Raw genomic sequence first — 16,733 nt, 5'->3', positions numbered from 1 at the left:
ATGGCAGCGGCGAAGCGGATGACCGCCGATGCGCTCGCCGAAGCGCTTGTGGAACGCACGGGCCATGCCTTTGCCGACCGCCAGCGTCTGCAGCGCGCGCTCACCCATGCCAGTGCCCGGGGCGCCAATGCCGGCACGGACTATGAGCGTTTCGAATTTCTCGGCGATCGGGTTCTTGGTCTGGTCGTTGCCGACATGCTGCTGGCTGCTTTTCCCGATGCGGCGGAAGGCGAGTTGTCATTGCGGCTCAATGCGCTGGTCAACGCCGAGGCACTTTCCGAGATCGCCGAGCATATCGGGTTGCCGGACCTCATCCGCGCTGGATCCGATGTGCGCGGCCTCGAGGGCCGCAAGCGCGTCAATCTGCGCGCCGACGCACTGGAATCGCTGATCGCCGTGCTCTATCTCGACGGTGGCCTGGAGGCGGCGCGCGCTTTCATCCACAAATACTGGCAGCCGCGTTCGCAGGCTTCGGGCGCCGCGCGCCGCGACGCCAAGACCGAATTGCAGGAATGGGCGCATCAGGCGGCGAATGCCGTCCCGGCTTACAACATCGACAGCCGCGAGGGGCCGGACCACGATCCGTTGTTCACTGTCAGCGTCAGGGTCGGTGCATTTCAGCCGGCGACAGGCAGCGGCCGTTCCAAGCGTGAAGCGGAGCAGGCGGCCGCGGCTGCCCTTCTGCTGCGCGAAGGTGTATGGAACGCAGCATGACTGATATTGAAACTGCTGAAGCCCCCGCCACGCATTCCGGATTTGTCGCTCTGATCGGCGCGCCCAATGCGGGCAAGTCGACGCTGGTCAACCAATTGGTCGGCGCCAAGGTGTCGATCGTTACGCACAAGGTGCAGACGACACGCGCCATCGTTCGTGGCATCGCCACGCATGACAACGCCCAGATCGTCTTCGTGGACACGCCGGGTATCTTCAAGCCGAAGCGGCGCCTCGATACGGCGATGGTGACCACCGCGTGGGGCGGCGCCAAGGATGCCGACATCGTTCTGCTGCTGATCGACGCCGAGCGCGGCATCAGGGGCGATGCCGACGCCATCCTCGAACGCCTGAAGGACGTGCGCCAGCCGATGGCGCTGATCCTCAACAAGGTCGACCGGGTCAAGCATGAGACGCTCCTGGCCCTGTCCGCGGCCGCGAACGACAAAGTGCCTTTCAAGCGCACCTTCATGGTCTCCGCACTGACCGGCTCCGGTTGCAAGGATCTGCTCGACTATCTGGCGCAGGCGCTGCCGGCCGGCCCCTGGTATTATCCGGAAGACCAGATCTCGGATCTGCCGATGCGCCAGCTGGCGGCCGAGATCACTCGCGAAAAACTCTATCTCAGGCTGCATCAGGAACTGCCCTATTCCTCGCATATCGAGACCGAGAAATGGGAAGAAAAACCGGACGGCTCGGTGCGCATCGACCAGACCATTTATGTGGAGCGCGACAGCCAGAAGAAGATCGTGCTTGGTCACAAGGGCGAAACCATCCGTGCCATCGGCCAGGCGGCACGCATGGAGATTACAGGCATCCTCGAACAGAAGGTGCATCTCTTCCTGTTCGTCAAGGTGCGCGAGAACTGGGGTGACGATCCCGAGCGCTACCGCGAGATGGGTCTCGAATTCCCGCACTAGCGGCCCATGGATAGCAGGCTCATCATCGATACGGCTCTGGTCCGCCGGCTGGTCGTCACGCAATTCCCCTTGTGGAAGTGTCTTGCAGTCAGGCCCGTTGAACTTGGCGGATGGGACAACAGGACCTTTCATCTTGGCGACGAGATGACCGTGCGGCTGCCAAGCGGTGTCGGCGATCCTTCCTGCGACCCCACGATCGCCTGTGGAAAGTGCTGATCACCGCCGCCGGCCATACGAACAACCAGGCAGAAGTCGAAGAATCCGGACAAGTGATCGGCGAAGTGCTGGCCGATTACAGGAATTCAGCCTGATCCGATTCCGCCATTGCTCTTGCTTCTTGCCGCCTGCATTTGTCGCATTGGGCTTGAAAAGTGGTCCCGCAGCGGCTCACGGTGAGGGGTGGCTGTCACAATCGATAACGCCGGAACGTGCGCCGTCCTGTCTGGACCGCCTTCGCGAAATTGACCGACCATCGCAGATGGCGTTGAAGTTCCCCTGCGTCATCGCAAGGTGGAGGACATCAGCCTGTCATCTCCTTAGCGCAACGCAGCGGTTATTTCTGAGTAGAAGTAGCAAAAAATGCCATTTTAAGCCTATTAATTGGAAGAATGTCATAATGAAAGTATAGTTAGCCGTGAAACTATCCGAATATATATTGAATATATGACATTGTGCCATTTGTGCCAAGCGCGATATAGGTAAGTGTTATTTGTGCAACACAGCATTAATCTGTTCGCGGAATCGTCTTTATTTCCAAAACCGTCATTGAAGGCGGAGGATTGATGGGTATGTTCGCCGCGAAAAGGGGACGCGGTGCGCGCCTTTTCGTTGTGGGGGTGAGGCGGGAAAACATATCCGCCAGCCACAAATCCGAAGCCATTTAAACTATGACTGGAGAGGTCAGAAAATGAACATCAAGAGCCTCCTTCTCGGCTCAGCCGCGGCCCTGATCGCGGTTTCCGGCGCTCGCGCCGCGGACGCGGTTGTCGTCGCCGAACCGGAACCGGCCGAATACGTCAAGATCTGCGACGTCTACGGCGCCGGCTACTTCTACATCCCCGGCACCGAGACCTGCCTGCGCATCGGCGGCTATCTCCGCTATGACATCGGCGTCGGCGATTCCGGCACGCTGGACGGCGTCAACAACGTTCCGGACGACAAGGAGCGCGGCAAAACCAACGACACCTATTACAAGAATATGCGCTTCGCGCTGAGGACCTATACCGGCCAGGAAACCGAGCTCGGCACATTGAAGACCTTCACCGAGACCCGTTTTCAATTCGGCAACAAGTCCGGTGACTACACTGGCGGCGCCACTGACTGGCAGGCCGTGAGCAAGCCCGTTACCCTCAACTTCGCCTGGATCCAACTCGGTGGCCTGCGCGTCGGTAAGGATGAAACGGCATACGATGCCTTCATCGGTTACGCCGGCAATGTCATCCAGGACACGATCATTCCGTACGGGATCAAGGACACCAACGTCGTCCAGTACTACTTCGACGCGGGCAGCGGCTTCACGGGTGTGGTCTCGCTCGAAGAAGGCACTGGCGCGAACACGATCGACAGCTATGTTCCGCATGTCGTCGGCGGCTTGAAGTACAAGGGCGACTGGGGTGCGATCACCGGCGTCGTCGCTTATGACAGCAACTATGAAGAAGTGTCCGGCAAGGTTCGCCTTGACGTCAACGTCACCAAGGAGCTGTCACTCTTCGTCATGGGCGGCTACGGCACCGACGACAATTCCAAGGACGACGCTGCCAACTTCCTCAAAATCCATGGCCGCACTCAGTACAAGCCCTGGGGCGGAAATTGGGCCGTCTGGGGCGGCGGCACATACAAGTTCAACGACAAGACATCGTTCAACGTCCAGGCGTCGGCTGACGACGACAAGAACTATGCCTTGGCCGCGAACGTTGCCTACACCATCGTCCCGGGCTTCACGATCACCACCGAAGTCGACTGGGATCACTACGGCAACTACGGCAACCCTTCTGTCTACGGCAACTGGTCCAAGGCCGATAAGAAGGATGGCGTCGGCGGCATCGTCCGCTTCCAGCGCAACTTCTAATCGATCTACTGACCTTACCAGACCGCCCGCAGCGTATTGCTGCGGGCGTTTTTTACGCACATCCCGAAGCCAGTCTGCTGGGCGCCAGGCCCATACCTTGATTTCGCCATCCAACCGGTGAAAAGCTCTGGGCATGGAATGGCGCGACGAGGGAATCATTCTCGGCACCCGCAAGCATGGCGAAACCAGCGCCATTCTCGAGGTGATGACACGCGCGCATGGCCGTTATCTCGGCCTCGTTCGCGGTGGCCGTTCGCGAAAGCAGCAGCCTGTTCTCCAACCCGGCAATCGCGTCGATCTCTTATGGCGGGCGCGCCTTGACGAACATCTCGGTACGTTCCAGGTCGAGGCGATCGAAATGAACGCCGCCCGGCTGATGGACAGCGCCGTCGCCGTCTACGGGCTGCAGACCATGGCCACGCATCTGCGCCTGTTGCCCGAGCGTGACGCCCATGGCGGCCTTTACGAAGCGCTCGCCGTCATGATCGCCCATCTCGACGATGCCGATGCCGCCGGAGAGTTGGTAGCGCGTTTCGAGCTTCTGATCCTTGATGAACTCGGCTTCGGTCTCGATCTCAGCCAATGCGCCGCCACCGGCTCGCGGCAGGACCTTGCCTATGTCTCGCCGAAGTCGGGCCGCGCGGTGTCGCGCGACGCCGGCGCGCCCTGGCGCGACAAGATGCTGGTGCTGCCGGCGTTTCTGCAGCGCGGCTCCGGCTTGCGTGCGGATCCGGCGGCGGTCGAGGATGCCTTCCGGCTGACCGGGTTTTTCTTCACGCGCCACGTCTACGAGCCGCGTGCCATCGAACAGCCCGATGCCCGCGCCGGCTTTCTCGCCGCCTTGCGCAAGCACCATGCGACGCGCAAGACCATCGCCGGAGACAATGCAGCATGACCGAAGTCGAACTGTATCCGGGCCGGGTCTCGCCGCTCGGCCTCGGCACAATTCCTCACGTCGACATCCTGAAATACACTGGCCTGGAACTGCTGCAGCGCATCATCGACGGCGGATATCCGGCGCCGCCAATTTCCTTTCAGTTGAATTTCGCCCTTTCCGAAGTGTCGGAGGGGCGGGCGGTTTTTCGCGGCATGCCGAGCGAGCGTCACCTCAACCCGCTGGGCAGCGTGCATGGCGGCTGGGCGGCGACGCTGCTCGATTCGGCATTGGGCTGCGCCGTGCAGACATTGCTTGAAAAAGGCGAGGCCTATTCGACGGCGGAGTTCAAGGTGAATCTCACGCGGCCGATCACGCCCAGGACCGGCGAGGTGGTCTGCGAAGGCAAGGTGGTCCACAAGGGCCGCACGCTAGCCGTATCGGAAGCGACGCTGAAGGATGCCGGCGGCAAGCTGCTGGCATTCGGCACGGAGACATGTTCGATATTTCCAGCCGCCAATCTGGCGGCACGTTGAGTTTCCAGCCGTCTGGCCGCCGTATTTGAATGTCAGTGAGATGAAAAGTCAGTGAAAACTGGCCTGGTTTGGGGGAACCGCCATGTTTGAGAGCCTGATCGGCCTTGTCGCCATCATCGCCTTGTTCGTCATCATTTCACGCCAGCAGAACCGCATCGGTCTGATCGAGCGCGAGCTTGGCGCGCTGCGTAGCCTTGTCCTTTCAGGCGTTATGCCGCCGGTGGCCAAGCCGCCCGAGCAGGCCGCGACCGATGGCGGGGCGGACACCGTGCCGGTGGCTGCAGCGGCGGCTGATATCGCCTCGTCAGCGGTAAGCGAGCCGGCGGTGGCGGAGACGCCGACTCCAGAGACACCGACCACGGAGACCGAATCCCCACCGGGCGAGATCCTGTCCGGCCCCTGGTCCGCGGGCGAGGCTCCGAAGGCAGCTGAACCTGTCGAGCCGGCCGTGGCGGCAAAGGCTCCCGGCAAGCCGGATATCGAGACGGCGCTCGGCACACGCTGGGCCGTCTGGGTCGGCGGCATCGCGCTGGCACTGGGTGGCCTGTTCCTGATCCGCTACACGATCGAGGCCGGCATTTTTGGCCCTGGCGTGCGTCTCACCATGGCAGCGGTGCTCGGCTTGGTGCTGGTCGCCGGCGGCGAGTTCATTCGCCGCACCGGCTTCAAGGTGCCGGTGCAAGGTGTTGCGGGCGCCTATATTCCGGCAATCCTGACGGCGGCCGGTGCCTTCATCCTGTTCGGCACCGTCTATGCCGCCCACGGCATTTACGGCTTCATCGGCCCGGCGCTCGCCTTTACGCTGCTCGGTGCCATCGGCGTTGCCACCATCGCGGCGGCTCTCGTCCATGGCCAGGCTCTGGCCGGCATCGGCCTTGTCGGCGCCATGGTGACGCCGGTGCTGATCGCCTCCCAGGCACCCAATCCCTGGGCGCTGTTCGGCTATCTCGCCATAGTGCTCGCCGCCACCGGCGTCATTGCTCGCCTGCGCGACTGGAAAGCGCTGATGGCGGCCGCCTTTTTCGGCACCGGCATCTGGACCATCCTCTACATGACCGATGCGCCGGGCGTGAACCTGCCCGCAATCCTGTTCATCGACGCCGTCACGCTGGCCATCCTCGCTTTTGTCTGGCTTGGCGGCCATCGCGACGAAACCGCCAGGGCCTTTGACTGGCCGTCCATCGTGCCTGGTCTGTTCGTTGCCTTCTCGGCGCTGGGCCTGTCGGTCGACCCGGCCTTCGCCGCTGCGGGCTATGCCTTGCCAGGCGCCGCGATCCTCGCGGCGATGGTGGCCGTTGCGCTCTATCGTGCGCCGGCCCTGCCGCTGCTTTACGCCTCGGGGCTGGCGACTGTACTGATCTATCTCGGCATCATCCCCCCAACCTCGATCGCGTCCGATTTTTCGGCCGGCGCTTTCGGCGTCGATGGCTTGCCCTTGGCCACGGCCAATGGTCTGACCTTGCGCATTGGCATTGCACTGGGCCTGGTCTTCATCGGCGCGGGCTTGTGGGCCGCCCGCAAGTTCGCGGCATCGTCCTGGTTGCGGTCCGCCTCTTGGGCTGCATCGGGTGTCATCGTGCCGCTGGTCATCCTGCTGGCGCTCTGGTTCACCTTCGGCAACCTCGACCGTGACTTTGTCCATGCCGCCGTTGCGGCCCTGCTGGTCGTGGTCTTCGCCGCCGGCGGCGAATGGATCGCGCGCGCCGAGGAGCCGCCGCTCAAGGGCGGCATGGCGGTATCGTTTGCCTTGGGCGGCGCGGCGATCGCCGGCCTCTTGATGCTGCACATGGCTTTCGATTCCGGCTGGACCACCATTCTGCTCGGTGCCGCGGCCATCGTCCCTGCGCTGGCAACGCGCTGGCGTTCTTATCCTGTGCTCGGCTGGATTTCGGTTGGTGCCGTGATCGCGGTGCTTGGCCGTGTCGCCTTCGATCCGACGATCGTCGGCGCCGAATTCCTGTCGACGACGCCGGTGTTCAACTGGCTGCTGCCGGGATACGGCGTACCGGCGCTCGCCTTTGGCTTCGCCGCCTGGCAGCTTGCCGGCACCACCAATGGCCGGCCGCGCCTCGCCATGGAGGCGGCCGCGGCGCTGTTTGCGCTGCTAACCGTCGCCATGCTGGTGCGTCACGCCATGCATGGCGGCGTCATCGACACGGGCGCGATGACGCTCGCCGAACAGGCGATCTACACGCTGATCGCCATCGGCGCCGGCGTCATCCTGGTCGCCATCGACATGCGCTCGCCAAGTTCGGTGCTGCGCTATGGTTCGATGGCCGCCGGCGTGGTTTCGGTCGCCCTCATAGTCATCCGGCATTTGGTGGTGCTGAACCCATTATTCACTGACGAATCGACAGGCCGGATCCCGGTCTTCAACCTGTTGTTCCTCGCTTATCTGCTGCCAGCGGTCGCCGCCGGCGGCCTGGCGCTCTATAGCAGGGGCAAACGGCCGAGATGGTATTCGGCAATGCTGGCACTGGTGGCGGCAGTGCTTGCCTTCGCCTATGCCACGTTCTCGGTGAGGCGTCTGTTCAAGGGCGAGTTCATCGGCTTGTGGAGCGGCCTCGGCCAGCTGGAAACCTACACCTATTCGGCGCTCTGGCTGGTGATCGGCGTGGCATTGCTCACAGCCGGCGTCTGGCTGAAGTCACAGGTGCTTCGCATTGCCTCCGCCGTGCTGATCGCGGTTGCGGTGCTGAAGGTCTTCCTCTTCGACATGTCGGAGTTGGAAGGCGTGCTCAGGGCGCTGTCCTTCATAGGCCTTGGCGCCGTGCTGATCGGCATCGGCCTGTTTTACCAGCGGCTGCTGACCAGGGCTGCGAAGGAGACGATACCGGTCGCGGAGCAATGACGGCACGGCGCTCAACCAGCCGGGAATAATCCGGCACTCGCCAGCGTTATCTCATTGCTTGGGTGACCAGGGCGGCGGACCGCTTCGCGCTGGCCGCTTGCGCCACGCCGGAAAGGCGCGTTCAATCGGGATTAACAAAGGGCGACCTCAGAACCAGCGGTCATGGACGAAAAGAAGGCAGCAATCCTTGGCGAAATACCGCGCCTGCGCCGCTACGCACGCTCGCTTTTGCGCGACCGCGATTCTGCCGACGATCTCGTTCAGGACTGTCTCGAGCGCGCACTCATGCGGCTCGACAACTGGCAGACGGGAGAAAGCCCCAGGAGGTGGCTGTTTACGATCATGCATCATTTGTTCATCGACCAGATGCGCAAGGTGAACCGTCGCGGCGAAGCGGCGATGCTTCCACTGGAGGCGGGCGAGGCGGTTGCCCAGCCGGCCGAACAGTTGGAGGGCATTGCCTCGCGCGAGATCATCGACGCGCTGCAGGCGATCAGCCCCGATCGCCGCGCGGCCCTTGTCATGGTTGCCATCGAAGGGTTTTCCTATGCCGAGGCCGCCAATATTCTGGGCGTGCCCGCCGGCACGCTGATGTCGCGCATTGCACGCGGGCGTGAGGAATTGCGCGGATTGCTGGATGACACGGCACGCCGGCGCGCGATAAGGATCGTCGAGAAATGATCCGCCGCGATTTTTCCGAACGTGACATCCATATGGCGCTCGATGGCGAACTGCCGGCCGACGAGCGTACCGATTACGATGCCTGGCTTGATGCCAATCCCGAGATGAAGGCCAGAAGCGCCCGCTTCACAGCCGACCGGGAGGCTTTGCGCTCGGCCTTTGCCGGTGTGCTGGATGAGCCTGTTCCCGCGCGCTTGCGCAAGATGGTGCTCGGCGAAGCGCCTGTTAGGACGGCGATACCACGCTCGCGCTGGTGGCTTGCCGCGGCTGCGGCCGTGCTTCTGGCCATGGGCGGATTTGGCGGCTACTTTGCCGGCATTGACGGCATCGGACAGGAGAATCCCGCCGAGGATCGGCTGGCCGAACAAGCGATCGCCGCCCATGTCATCTACGCTGCCGAGAAGCGGCATGCGGTGGAAGTGCCGGCCAGCGACAAGGATCATTTGCAGACCTGGCTGTCCAACCGGGTCGGGCTGAAGCTGGTGGCGCCGGACTTGAGCGCGAACGGCTTTCAACTGATCGGCGGCCGGTTGCTGCCTGCTGGCGAAAGCAAGGCCGCGATGCTGCTCTACGAGGACGACAAGGGCGAGCGCATATCCCTCTTCGTCACGGCCGAGGCGACGGAGAATGCCAAGGGCACCTACGCTTCGGCGCAGGATGGCCCGCAGGCTGTCTACTGGCTGGACAAGGGCTATGGCTGCGCCGTCGTCGGTTCGCTGCCGCGCGAGCAATTGGCGGTCGTGGCCAAGAGTGCCTATGGCCAGCTTCTGGCAGGCCTGGCAAGCTGAGTTGGCCGCGATCATCCGCCGCCGGCGACCTGTAAAAAAGCGATTCTGTTCAAAGCCCGCGAGCTTTCTTGCCGCCACGGAACCTGTCACAATTCGGCCCTAATCAAGGAGCGATAGCGCTTGATGAATACCGGCGCTTCGGCTGGTGTTTGCGACGCTTTTGACTTGGGCCGTTTCCGCAACGCAATCGAGGTTTTCTCAAGTCGCATGCCTGCCGAAATCCGCACGGCCCGCGCCTCTGACGTCGATGATCTCGCCGCCATCGAGAAAGCCGTTTTTTCGAGCGATCGCATTTCCCGCCGGTCTTTCCGCCTGTTCATCGAGCGCGAGACCGCGGAGACGCTGGTCGCCGAAGTCGATGGCCGCGTCGCCGGCTATGCGATCGTGCTGTTTCGCAAGGGCAGTGGGGTGGCCCGGCTCTATTCCGTCGCCGTCGGACCGTTTTTTGGCGCGCTCGGCATCGGGCGCCAGCTGCTGTCGGCCGCGGAGGAGGCCGCCTTCGAGCACGACCGTATGATGCTGCGTCTTGAAGTGCGCGAGGACAACGGCCGGGCCATCCGCATCTATGAGCAGGCCGGTTACCGCAAGATCGGCCGCGAGCCCGGTTACTACGAGGACGGCGCGACGGCGCTTCGCTATGAAAAGACATTGCGCGGCGACCTTCCTGTCGCCACCAGGGTGCCATTCTATCAGCAGACCTGCGAGTTCACCTGCGGCCCATGCTGCCTGATGATGGCAATGGCCAATTTCGACCGCGACTTCGTGCCCGATCCGGTGATGGAAATCCGCCTCTGGCGCGAGGCGACCACTGTCTTCATGATGTCCGGACCGGGCGGTTGCGAGCCGTTCGGCCTGGCTGTGTCGGGGTACGAGAGCGGGCTCGCGGCGGAGATTTTCGTTTCCTTCTACGGCGCGCTGTTCCTGCAGTCGGTGCGCAGCGAGGAGAAGCGCCGGGTGATGGAACTGGCCCAGGTTGACTTTCGCCGCCGCGCGGAACTTTACGGCATCCCGGTGAATTACCGCTCGTTCGCCATCGATGATATCCGCACCGCGATATCAGAGGGAAAACTGGTGCTGGTGCTGATCAGCGGCTTCCTGATGTTCGGCAAGAAGGTGCCCCACTGGGTGCTGGCCATCGGCGATGACGGCGATCACATTCTGATCCACGATCCCTGGGTCGAGGACGAAAGGCAGGAAACCATCCTTGATGCCGCCAACATTCCGGTGCCCTACGACATCTTCATGAACATGGCGCAGTTCGGCCGCGACGGACTGCGTGCCGCCATCACTCTGGGGAAGCGCGATACACAATGACCTGGGTCATTCTTACCGGCCGGCAGAGCGATCTCGACCAAGTGGCGACACCGCACAAGATCATCACCAACCGCGATTACCTCGCGCATCCCTCGCTGTTTCGGGGCCAGCGGCCGAAGGTCATCAATCTATCGAACAATTATGGCTACCAGAGCCGCGGCTACTATGCCTCGCTGCTGGCGAGCTCGCGCGGCCACAAGGTTATCCCGACCGTTGAGACGATGATCGACCTGTCGGAGCGCAAGCTCTACGAACATGCGCTGCCCGAACTGGAACTGGCGCTCAACAAATGTCGCAAGGATCTCGGCGGCGCCTTTCCCGCCAAGGTCTGCATCTTCTTCGGCATCGGCCCGTCAAAGGTCTGGGACCGCTTTGCCAAGCTCCTGTTCGACTGGTTCCGGGCACCGGCCCTGGAGGTCCACATCAAGGACAGCGCCGAATGGGCCTCGATCCGCAAGATCGGCTTTCATCCGCTGGCGCGCATGACAGAGGACGAGGAAAAGAGCTTCATCCAGTGTCTGGAGACCTACACCAACCGCGAATGGCGCGACACCAAGGGGCGCACGCCGGCGCGCTACACCTTTGCCACGTTGGTCGATCCGCACGAGGAATTGCCGCCCTCGGAAATTTCGTCGCTGCGCTACTGGGCCAAGATCGCCGAAAAGATGGGAGTCGAAATCGAGCCCATCACCAGGAAGGATCTCGCCAAGCTGGCGAACTACGACGCCCTGTTCATCCGCGAGACCACGTCGATCTCCAACCACACCTATCGCTTCGCCCGCCGCGCCCAGCAGGAAGGCATGCCGGTCATCGACGATCCGCTGTCGATGATCCGTTGCACCAACAAGGTCTATCTCAACGAGTTGATGTCCTACAACAAGGTGCCGGTGCCGCCGACGGTGATGATCGCCGGCACCTCGGATCTTGAACTCGCGGCGCAGACGCTGGGCTTCCCGCTGGTGCTGAAGATTCCGGATTCGTCCTTCTCGCGCGGCGTCAAGAAATGCGCCAACTTCGAGGAGCTGAAGACGCTCGCCACGGAATGGCTGGAGGATTCCGATCTTCTCATAGCGCAGAAATTCATTCCCACCGAATATGACTGGCGTGTCGGCGTGCTCGGCGGCCAGCCGCTGTTTGCCGTGCACTATCTGATGGCCAAGAAGCACTGGCAGATCGTCAACCACAAGGCCAGCGGCAAGCCCGACCAAGGCGGCATCAAGACCTTCACGCTGAAGGAGACGCCCACCCATGTCGTCGAGACGGCGGTGAAGGCGGCACGCTGCATCGGTGACGGCCTCTACGGCGTCGACCTCAAGGAGACCAAGGACGGCGTCTTCGTCATCGAGGTCAACGATAATCCCAATCTCGACCATGGCTGGGAGGATTCCGGCGAAAAGGACGAGGTCTGGATCCGGCTGACGCAGTGGTTTCTGGAAAGGCTCGACCGGCCGGGGCGGCAATAGTTCGACCCGAGCAACTCGCCGTTTCACGGAAACGGCGAGTTGCTCTATCTATTTGTTTTGAAGCAATTCCGGACGGAAAACCGCTTCACACTTTTCCTGAAATTGCTCTAGGGGGAAACATGCAGTTCATCGTGATCGAGGATTTCACCGGCTGCGATCGCAAGGACATTTACCGCCGCTTTCGCGACCGGGGCCGTCTGAAGCCGGAGGAGCTTGTCGTGCACCACAGCTGGATCGCGGCGGATATGAGCCGCTGCTTCCTGCTCGTCGAGGCCGATGACGTCACGCTCCTGCAGCGCTGGGTCGTCGAATGGGCTGATCTGGTCGAATTCGAGATCGTTCCCGTGGCCACCAGCAAGGACATGGTGGTGGCCTTGAGCGGACACCTGTGACCATCGTGTATCGGTTCAACGCAGCGCCGGTGAGCCCACCATGCGCTGGCATTCCTTGATCAGCCAGTCGCGGAACGCCGCCACGACATCGCGTCTGGCGCTGCGCTCCGGTATAGTCAGGCAATATGGCTGGCGTAGCGCGATTGCCCTGGCTGCCGGCCTTATCAGCCTGCCGTCTTCCACCGCTTCGGCACAATAGACCCCTTGTGCCAGTGCCACGCCCAGTCCCGAAATGGCGAGGTCGAGCGCGGCACGAGACGAGTTGGCCGACAGGCCGCGCTGCGCTGCCCGGCCAGGTTGGACACCGGCCGCCTCGAACCAGTTGCGCCAGGACGGAAACGATGCGCCGGTCGGACCCCAGTCGGTGTGGATCAGCGGCAGCGCTGCAAGAGGATCGTCGCCTGCGTTGATCGCGCTGGAAAGCGATGGTGCGCAGACGGGATAGACGGCGTCCCGGGCGATGTCCTCGGTCGGGTGATCGCGATAGTGCGGACCGTAAGAAAGCCTGATGTCGATCAACTCGCGGTCGAACGGCACAGGGTCGTCGTCACCGCGCAGCGATATATCGGCGGCGCCATGGCTTGCGACAAAACCGTACAGACGCTGCGAAAGCCAGCCCATGGCCATGGATGGCGGCACCGAGACCACCAGGCGTGGGCGAAATGCGTCGCCGCCCAGTTCGCGCGAGACGCTACCGATTTCCTGGAAGGCCATGGTCAGGCGCGGCAGCATCTCCACGCCGGCCTCTGTGAGGACCACTTTGCGGTTGACCCGATGAAACAGCCTGCGGCCCATCTGCTCCTCGACGGTGCGGATAAGCTGGCTGACGGCGGCGGCCGAAACCGAAAGCTCCTCCGCCGCCGCGGCAAAGCTGCCCGTGCGCGCCGCGGCCTCGAAAGCCTGAAGCCCTTTGAGGGATGGAGATGTGACCATGATCGCCATATAGATAAGGTAGGCTTATCCAAATCGCAGGAATCGTCGCTTTTGGAAAGCTTTTTCAACGGCTAGGGTGAGCCTCGTCAAATTGCCACTCTGGATCAAGCCGATGGACCATCGCGACATAATCGCGTCACTAACCCCGGAAGAACGCAGCCGCCTGACCGCCAAGTCCGACGCCGCGGGTCTCGCTCAGCTCTTCGCTCACTGGGGTGCGATTGCGATCATTGGATCGCTGATCGCCGCGAAAGTGCCATTCTGGCCGTTGCTGATGCTGCCGCAAGGCATCCTCATCGTGTTCCTGTTCACACTGCTGCACGAGACGGTTCATCGCACCGCGTTCGAGACGCAGTGGCTGAACGATGCCGTGGCGCGGGTGTGCAGCCTGGCGCTTGCATTGCCGGCCGACTGGTTCCGCTATTTCCATTTCGCCCATCACCGCTTCACCCAGGATCCCGAGAACGACCCGGAACTGGCCTTTCCCAAGCCGGAAACGCTGCGGCAGTATCTTGTGCATGTCTCCGGCATTCCGCTGTGGTGGGGCCATCTCAAGACGCTCTACGCCAATGCGGCCGGCGGCAGCCAGGAAAGCTATGTGCCGCCGAAAGGTCGACCCAAGGTTAGCGCCGAGGCGCGCGCCATGATTGTCTTCTACGCCGTGCTTATTCTGCTTGCCGTCTATTTCCAGCTCTCCGTGCTCCTTCATGTCTGGATCATTCCGGCTCTGCTCGGTCAGCCGTTTCTGCGTCTCTATCTCCTGGCCGAGCACGGCCGCTGTCCGTTCGTCGCCAACATGCTGGAGAACACAAGAACCACGCTGACCAATTGGGTGGTGCGCAAGCTCGCCTGGAACATGCCGTTCCACGCCGAGCATCACGCCTATCCCGGTGTGCCATTTCATCAATTGCCGCAATTTCACGCGCTGATCGAGCGGCATCTCAAGGTGGTAGAGCCCGGCTATGTCAGCTTCCACGAGAAATATTTGGAAACGCTAAGCTGACCTTGCGCGGACGCCGTCAGCCGATCCGGTTGTGCAGTGCACGCGATTTCAACAGGCGCTGAATATCCGATGCCTTTGAGGGTACGCCGATAAGGTACCCCTGAGCCTCGACACAGCCATTTTCGCGCAGCATGTCGAGCTGCATCTCGGTCTCGACGCCTTCGGCCGTGACAACAATGCCAAGCTCGGTGCCGAGCCCGATGACGGTGCGGACGATCGCCGCGGTGTCGTGATTGGCCATGTCGCCAATGAACGATCGATCGATCTTGATCTTGTCGACCGGGAAACGCCTGAGGTAGCCGAGCGAGGAATAGCCGGTGCCGAAATCGTCCAGCGCGATGCGGATACCGAGTTCGCGCAACTGACGCAGCGTCTTGAGCACGGCTTTGCTCTCGTCCATCAGCACGGTTTCGGTGATTTCCAGCTCCAGCTGTGCGGCCGGCACGCCAGAAAAGGCCAGCGCCGAGATGACGCTGCGGGCAAAGCCGCTGCTCCTAAGCTGCACGGCCGAGACATTGACCGCGATGCGCAAGCCGGGAGGCCAGCTCGCCGCCGCCGTGCAGGCGGTTCTCAGCGCCCACTCGCCAAGCGGCACGATCAGTCCGGTTTCTTCGGCGGCCGGAATGAATTCGTCCGGAGCGACGGTGCCGCGCGCCGGGGAATGCCAGCGCATCAAGGCCTCCGCGCCGACGATCTCGCCGGAAGCGATGTTCATGATGGGTTGGAAGTCAAGATCGAATTCCTGGCGCGGCAGCGCAGCCTCGAGGTCTACCTCGATCGCCCGGCGGGCCTGCACCACGGCGTCCATTTCGGGCTCGAAGAAGCGATACAGGTTTCTTCCTTCGCTCTTTGCTCGATAGAGCGCCGTATCCGCGTTTTTCAGCAGCGTATCGGCGTCCCTGCCGTCGTCGGGGAAAACGGCAATGCCGAGGCTGATACCGATGTGCATCTCCCGGCTCTTGTCGCGAAACGGTTTTGCGATCGCCTCGACGATGCGCTTCGCCAGCTTTTCCGCCTCGGCGATGCCTCTGGAATCGAACTGCATTATGACGAACTCGTCGCCGCCGAAACGGGCTACGATATCTGTTTGATTGCGCAGGCAGCGCTGCAGCCTCTCGGCGACGCTTTTCAGGAGCCAGTCGCCGGCAGGATGTCCCCAGGTGTCGTTGACCGCTTTGAAGCGGTCGAGATCGAGCGAGAAGACCGCCAACGGCGTAGCCGCCTCATCGTCCAGGGCCAGGTCGAGCCGCTCGCGAAGCATCGAGCGGTTGGGCAGCCCGGTTAGCGTGTCGTGATGCGCAAGATGGGTCATGCGCTCTTCGGTGCGGCGGCGTTCGGTGACGTCGTCGAAGGTCACCACCCAGCCGCCGCCGCTCATTGGCTGGTGCGTGACCAGAACCGTCCTGCCGTCGGTTAGATATCGATAGGCCGAATGCATCTTTGCCGCCACCAGGCAGGCTTCGGTTTTGGCGACTTCGCTATCGACATCGATCTTCGTATAGATGCCGAGTTCCAGCAATCGTTCCAGCGCATCGCGGTGCGTTGTTCCAAGCGGGAGGTCGGCCGCGGTAACGTTGTAGAGCTCCAGAAAGCGCCGGTTGCGCACGATCATCTTGCCGTTGCCGTCGTACATCAGCAGGCCTTGCGACATGTTGGCGAGCGCGGCATCGAAGCGGCGGTGTTGCTCCTTGAGGTCCTGCTCGGCGCGCCGCTGCTCGGTGATGTCCTCGTAGATCGAAACCCAGCCGCCCAAGGCCAGCGGGCGGTGCGAGATACTGACGATGCGGCCATCCGACAGCGTCTCCTCGTAGGTCGAGGGTTTCGCCTGGTCGATATAGGGTTTGCGGATGGCATAAAGCTCGTCTGCGGTTTGCGAGGCGATGCCGATGTCGACGCTGTGCCGCAGGATGTCGATGAAGCGGATGCCCGGACGTATCAGCTTGGCGTCGAGGCGAAAGATATTGAGGTAGTTGCCGTTGCAGATGATCATGCGTTCGTCGGCGTCGAACATGCACAGGCCGTGCGACATGTTCTCGACGGCGGCTGAAAAGCGTTCGTTCTGTTCGCGCAGCTCGTCTTCCATGCGGCGCGAGCGCTCCATGCCTTCGGCCGTCCGCTCCGGCACGACCGAACCATTCTTGACATCCACGACGGGCATGAGGCGCGCCTGCGGTGCGTGATCGAACACCGCACTGTTAT

Annotated in this window: 14 protein-coding genes and 1 pseudogene; 13 read left to right on the top strand and 2 right to left on the bottom strand. The window is 62.3% G+C overall.

Annotated elements, in window-relative coordinates; all coding sequences use genetic code 11:
• From rnc to EB815_RS26885, 12 genes and pseudogenes are all read left to right on the top strand, one after another.
• On the top strand, positions 1-714 hold the full coding sequence (rnc, locus tag EB815_RS26935) for a ribonuclease III (protein WP_056563425.1): 714 nt from the start codon (positions 1-3) through the stop codon (positions 712-714).
• Positions 699-1,631: a GTPase Era gene (era, locus tag EB815_RS26930; RefSeq protein ID WP_155772379.1), complete on the top strand. Its 933-nt coding sequence runs from the start codon at positions 699-701 to the stop codon at positions 1,629-1,631. Before rnc ends, era begins: the two co-directional genes overlap by 16 nt.
• A gap of 6 nt (positions 1,632-1,637) precedes the next feature.
• Positions 1,638-1,796: pseudogene (locus EB815_RS33685) on the top strand (aminoglycoside phosphotransferase); the annotation flags it as partial.
• 742 nt (positions 1,797-2,538) lie between these two features.
• On the top strand, positions 2,539-3,699 hold the full coding sequence (locus EB815_RS26925; RefSeq protein WP_056563420.1) for a porin: 1,161 nt from the start codon (positions 2,539-2,541) through the stop codon (positions 3,697-3,699).
• A gap of 133 nt (positions 3,700-3,832) precedes the next feature.
• Positions 3,833-4,594 (top strand): DNA repair protein RecO, encoded by a 762-nt coding sequence (gene recO / locus EB815_RS26920; protein WP_056563417.1) that lies wholly within the window; start codon positions 3,833-3,835, stop codon positions 4,592-4,594.
• Entirely contained in the window at positions 4,591-5,109 is a 519-nt protein-coding gene (locus tag EB815_RS26915) for a PaaI family thioesterase (RefSeq protein WP_056563414.1), read from the top strand. The genes recO and EB815_RS26915 overlap by 4 nt, the downstream gene beginning before the upstream one ends.
• Positions 5,110-5,191: 82 nt before the next feature.
• Entirely contained in the window at positions 5,192-7,960 is a 2,769-nt protein-coding gene (locus EB815_RS26910) for a DUF2339 domain-containing protein (protein WP_056563412.1), read from the top strand.
• Between the two features lie 162 nt (positions 7,961-8,122).
• Positions 8,123-8,641 (top strand): RNA polymerase sigma factor, encoded by a 519-nt coding sequence (locus EB815_RS26905; protein ID WP_056563409.1) that lies wholly within the window; start codon positions 8,123-8,125, stop codon positions 8,639-8,641.
• Complete coding sequence (locus EB815_RS26900; RefSeq protein ID WP_056563406.1) at positions 8,638-9,429, top strand: anti-sigma factor family protein; 792 nt, start codon at positions 8,638-8,640, stop codon at positions 9,427-9,429. Before EB815_RS26905 ends, EB815_RS26900 begins: the two co-directional genes overlap by 4 nt.
• 207 nt (positions 9,430-9,636) lie before the next feature.
• Positions 9,637-10,743, top strand: coding sequence for a peptidase C39 family protein (locus EB815_RS26895; protein ID WP_056565568.1), 1,107 nt, complete (start codon positions 9,637-9,639; stop codon positions 10,741-10,743).
• Complete coding sequence (locus EB815_RS26890; protein WP_056563403.1) at positions 10,740-12,206, top strand: RimK family protein; 1,467 nt, start codon at positions 10,740-10,742, stop codon at positions 12,204-12,206. Before EB815_RS26895 ends, EB815_RS26890 begins: the two co-directional genes overlap by 4 nt.
• A 119-nt stretch (positions 12,207-12,325) precedes the next feature.
• Positions 12,326-12,598, top strand: coding sequence for a DUF3303 domain-containing protein (locus tag EB815_RS26885; RefSeq protein WP_056563399.1), 273 nt, complete (start codon positions 12,326-12,328; stop codon positions 12,596-12,598).
• A 15-nt stretch (positions 12,599-12,613) separates the two neighbouring features.
• Here the strand turns inward: EB815_RS26885 and EB815_RS26880 are convergent, their stop codons facing one another.
• A complete protein-coding gene (locus EB815_RS26880) occupies positions 12,614-13,531 on the bottom strand; it encodes a LysR substrate-binding domain-containing protein (protein ID WP_056565565.1) in 918 nt (305 codons plus the stop codon).
• A gap of 112 nt (positions 13,532-13,643) precedes the next feature.
• On the opposite strand from EB815_RS26880, the gene EB815_RS26875 reads away from it, so the two are divergent.
• Complete coding sequence (locus tag EB815_RS26875) at positions 13,644-14,534, top strand: fatty acid desaturase family protein (protein WP_056565562.1); 891 nt, start codon at positions 13,644-13,646, stop codon at positions 14,532-14,534.
• 16 nt (positions 14,535-14,550) lie between these two features.
• Here EB815_RS26875 and EB815_RS26870 read toward each other — a convergent pair whose 3' ends face one another.
• On the bottom strand, positions 14,551-16,692 hold the full coding sequence (locus EB815_RS26870) for a putative bifunctional diguanylate cyclase/phosphodiesterase (RefSeq protein ID WP_056565559.1): 2,142 nt from the start codon (positions 16,690-16,692) through the stop codon (positions 14,551-14,553).
• Between the last annotated feature and the right edge of the window lie 41 nt (positions 16,693-16,733).

This window comes from Mesorhizobium loti, assembly GCF_013170705.1.
GTDB lineage: Bacteria > Pseudomonadota > Alphaproteobacteria > Rhizobiales > Rhizobiaceae > Mesorhizobium > Mesorhizobium loti_D.
The sequence above is the reverse complement of the archived record's forward strand: the minus strand, read 5'-3'. Positions and strand labels throughout refer to the sequence as shown.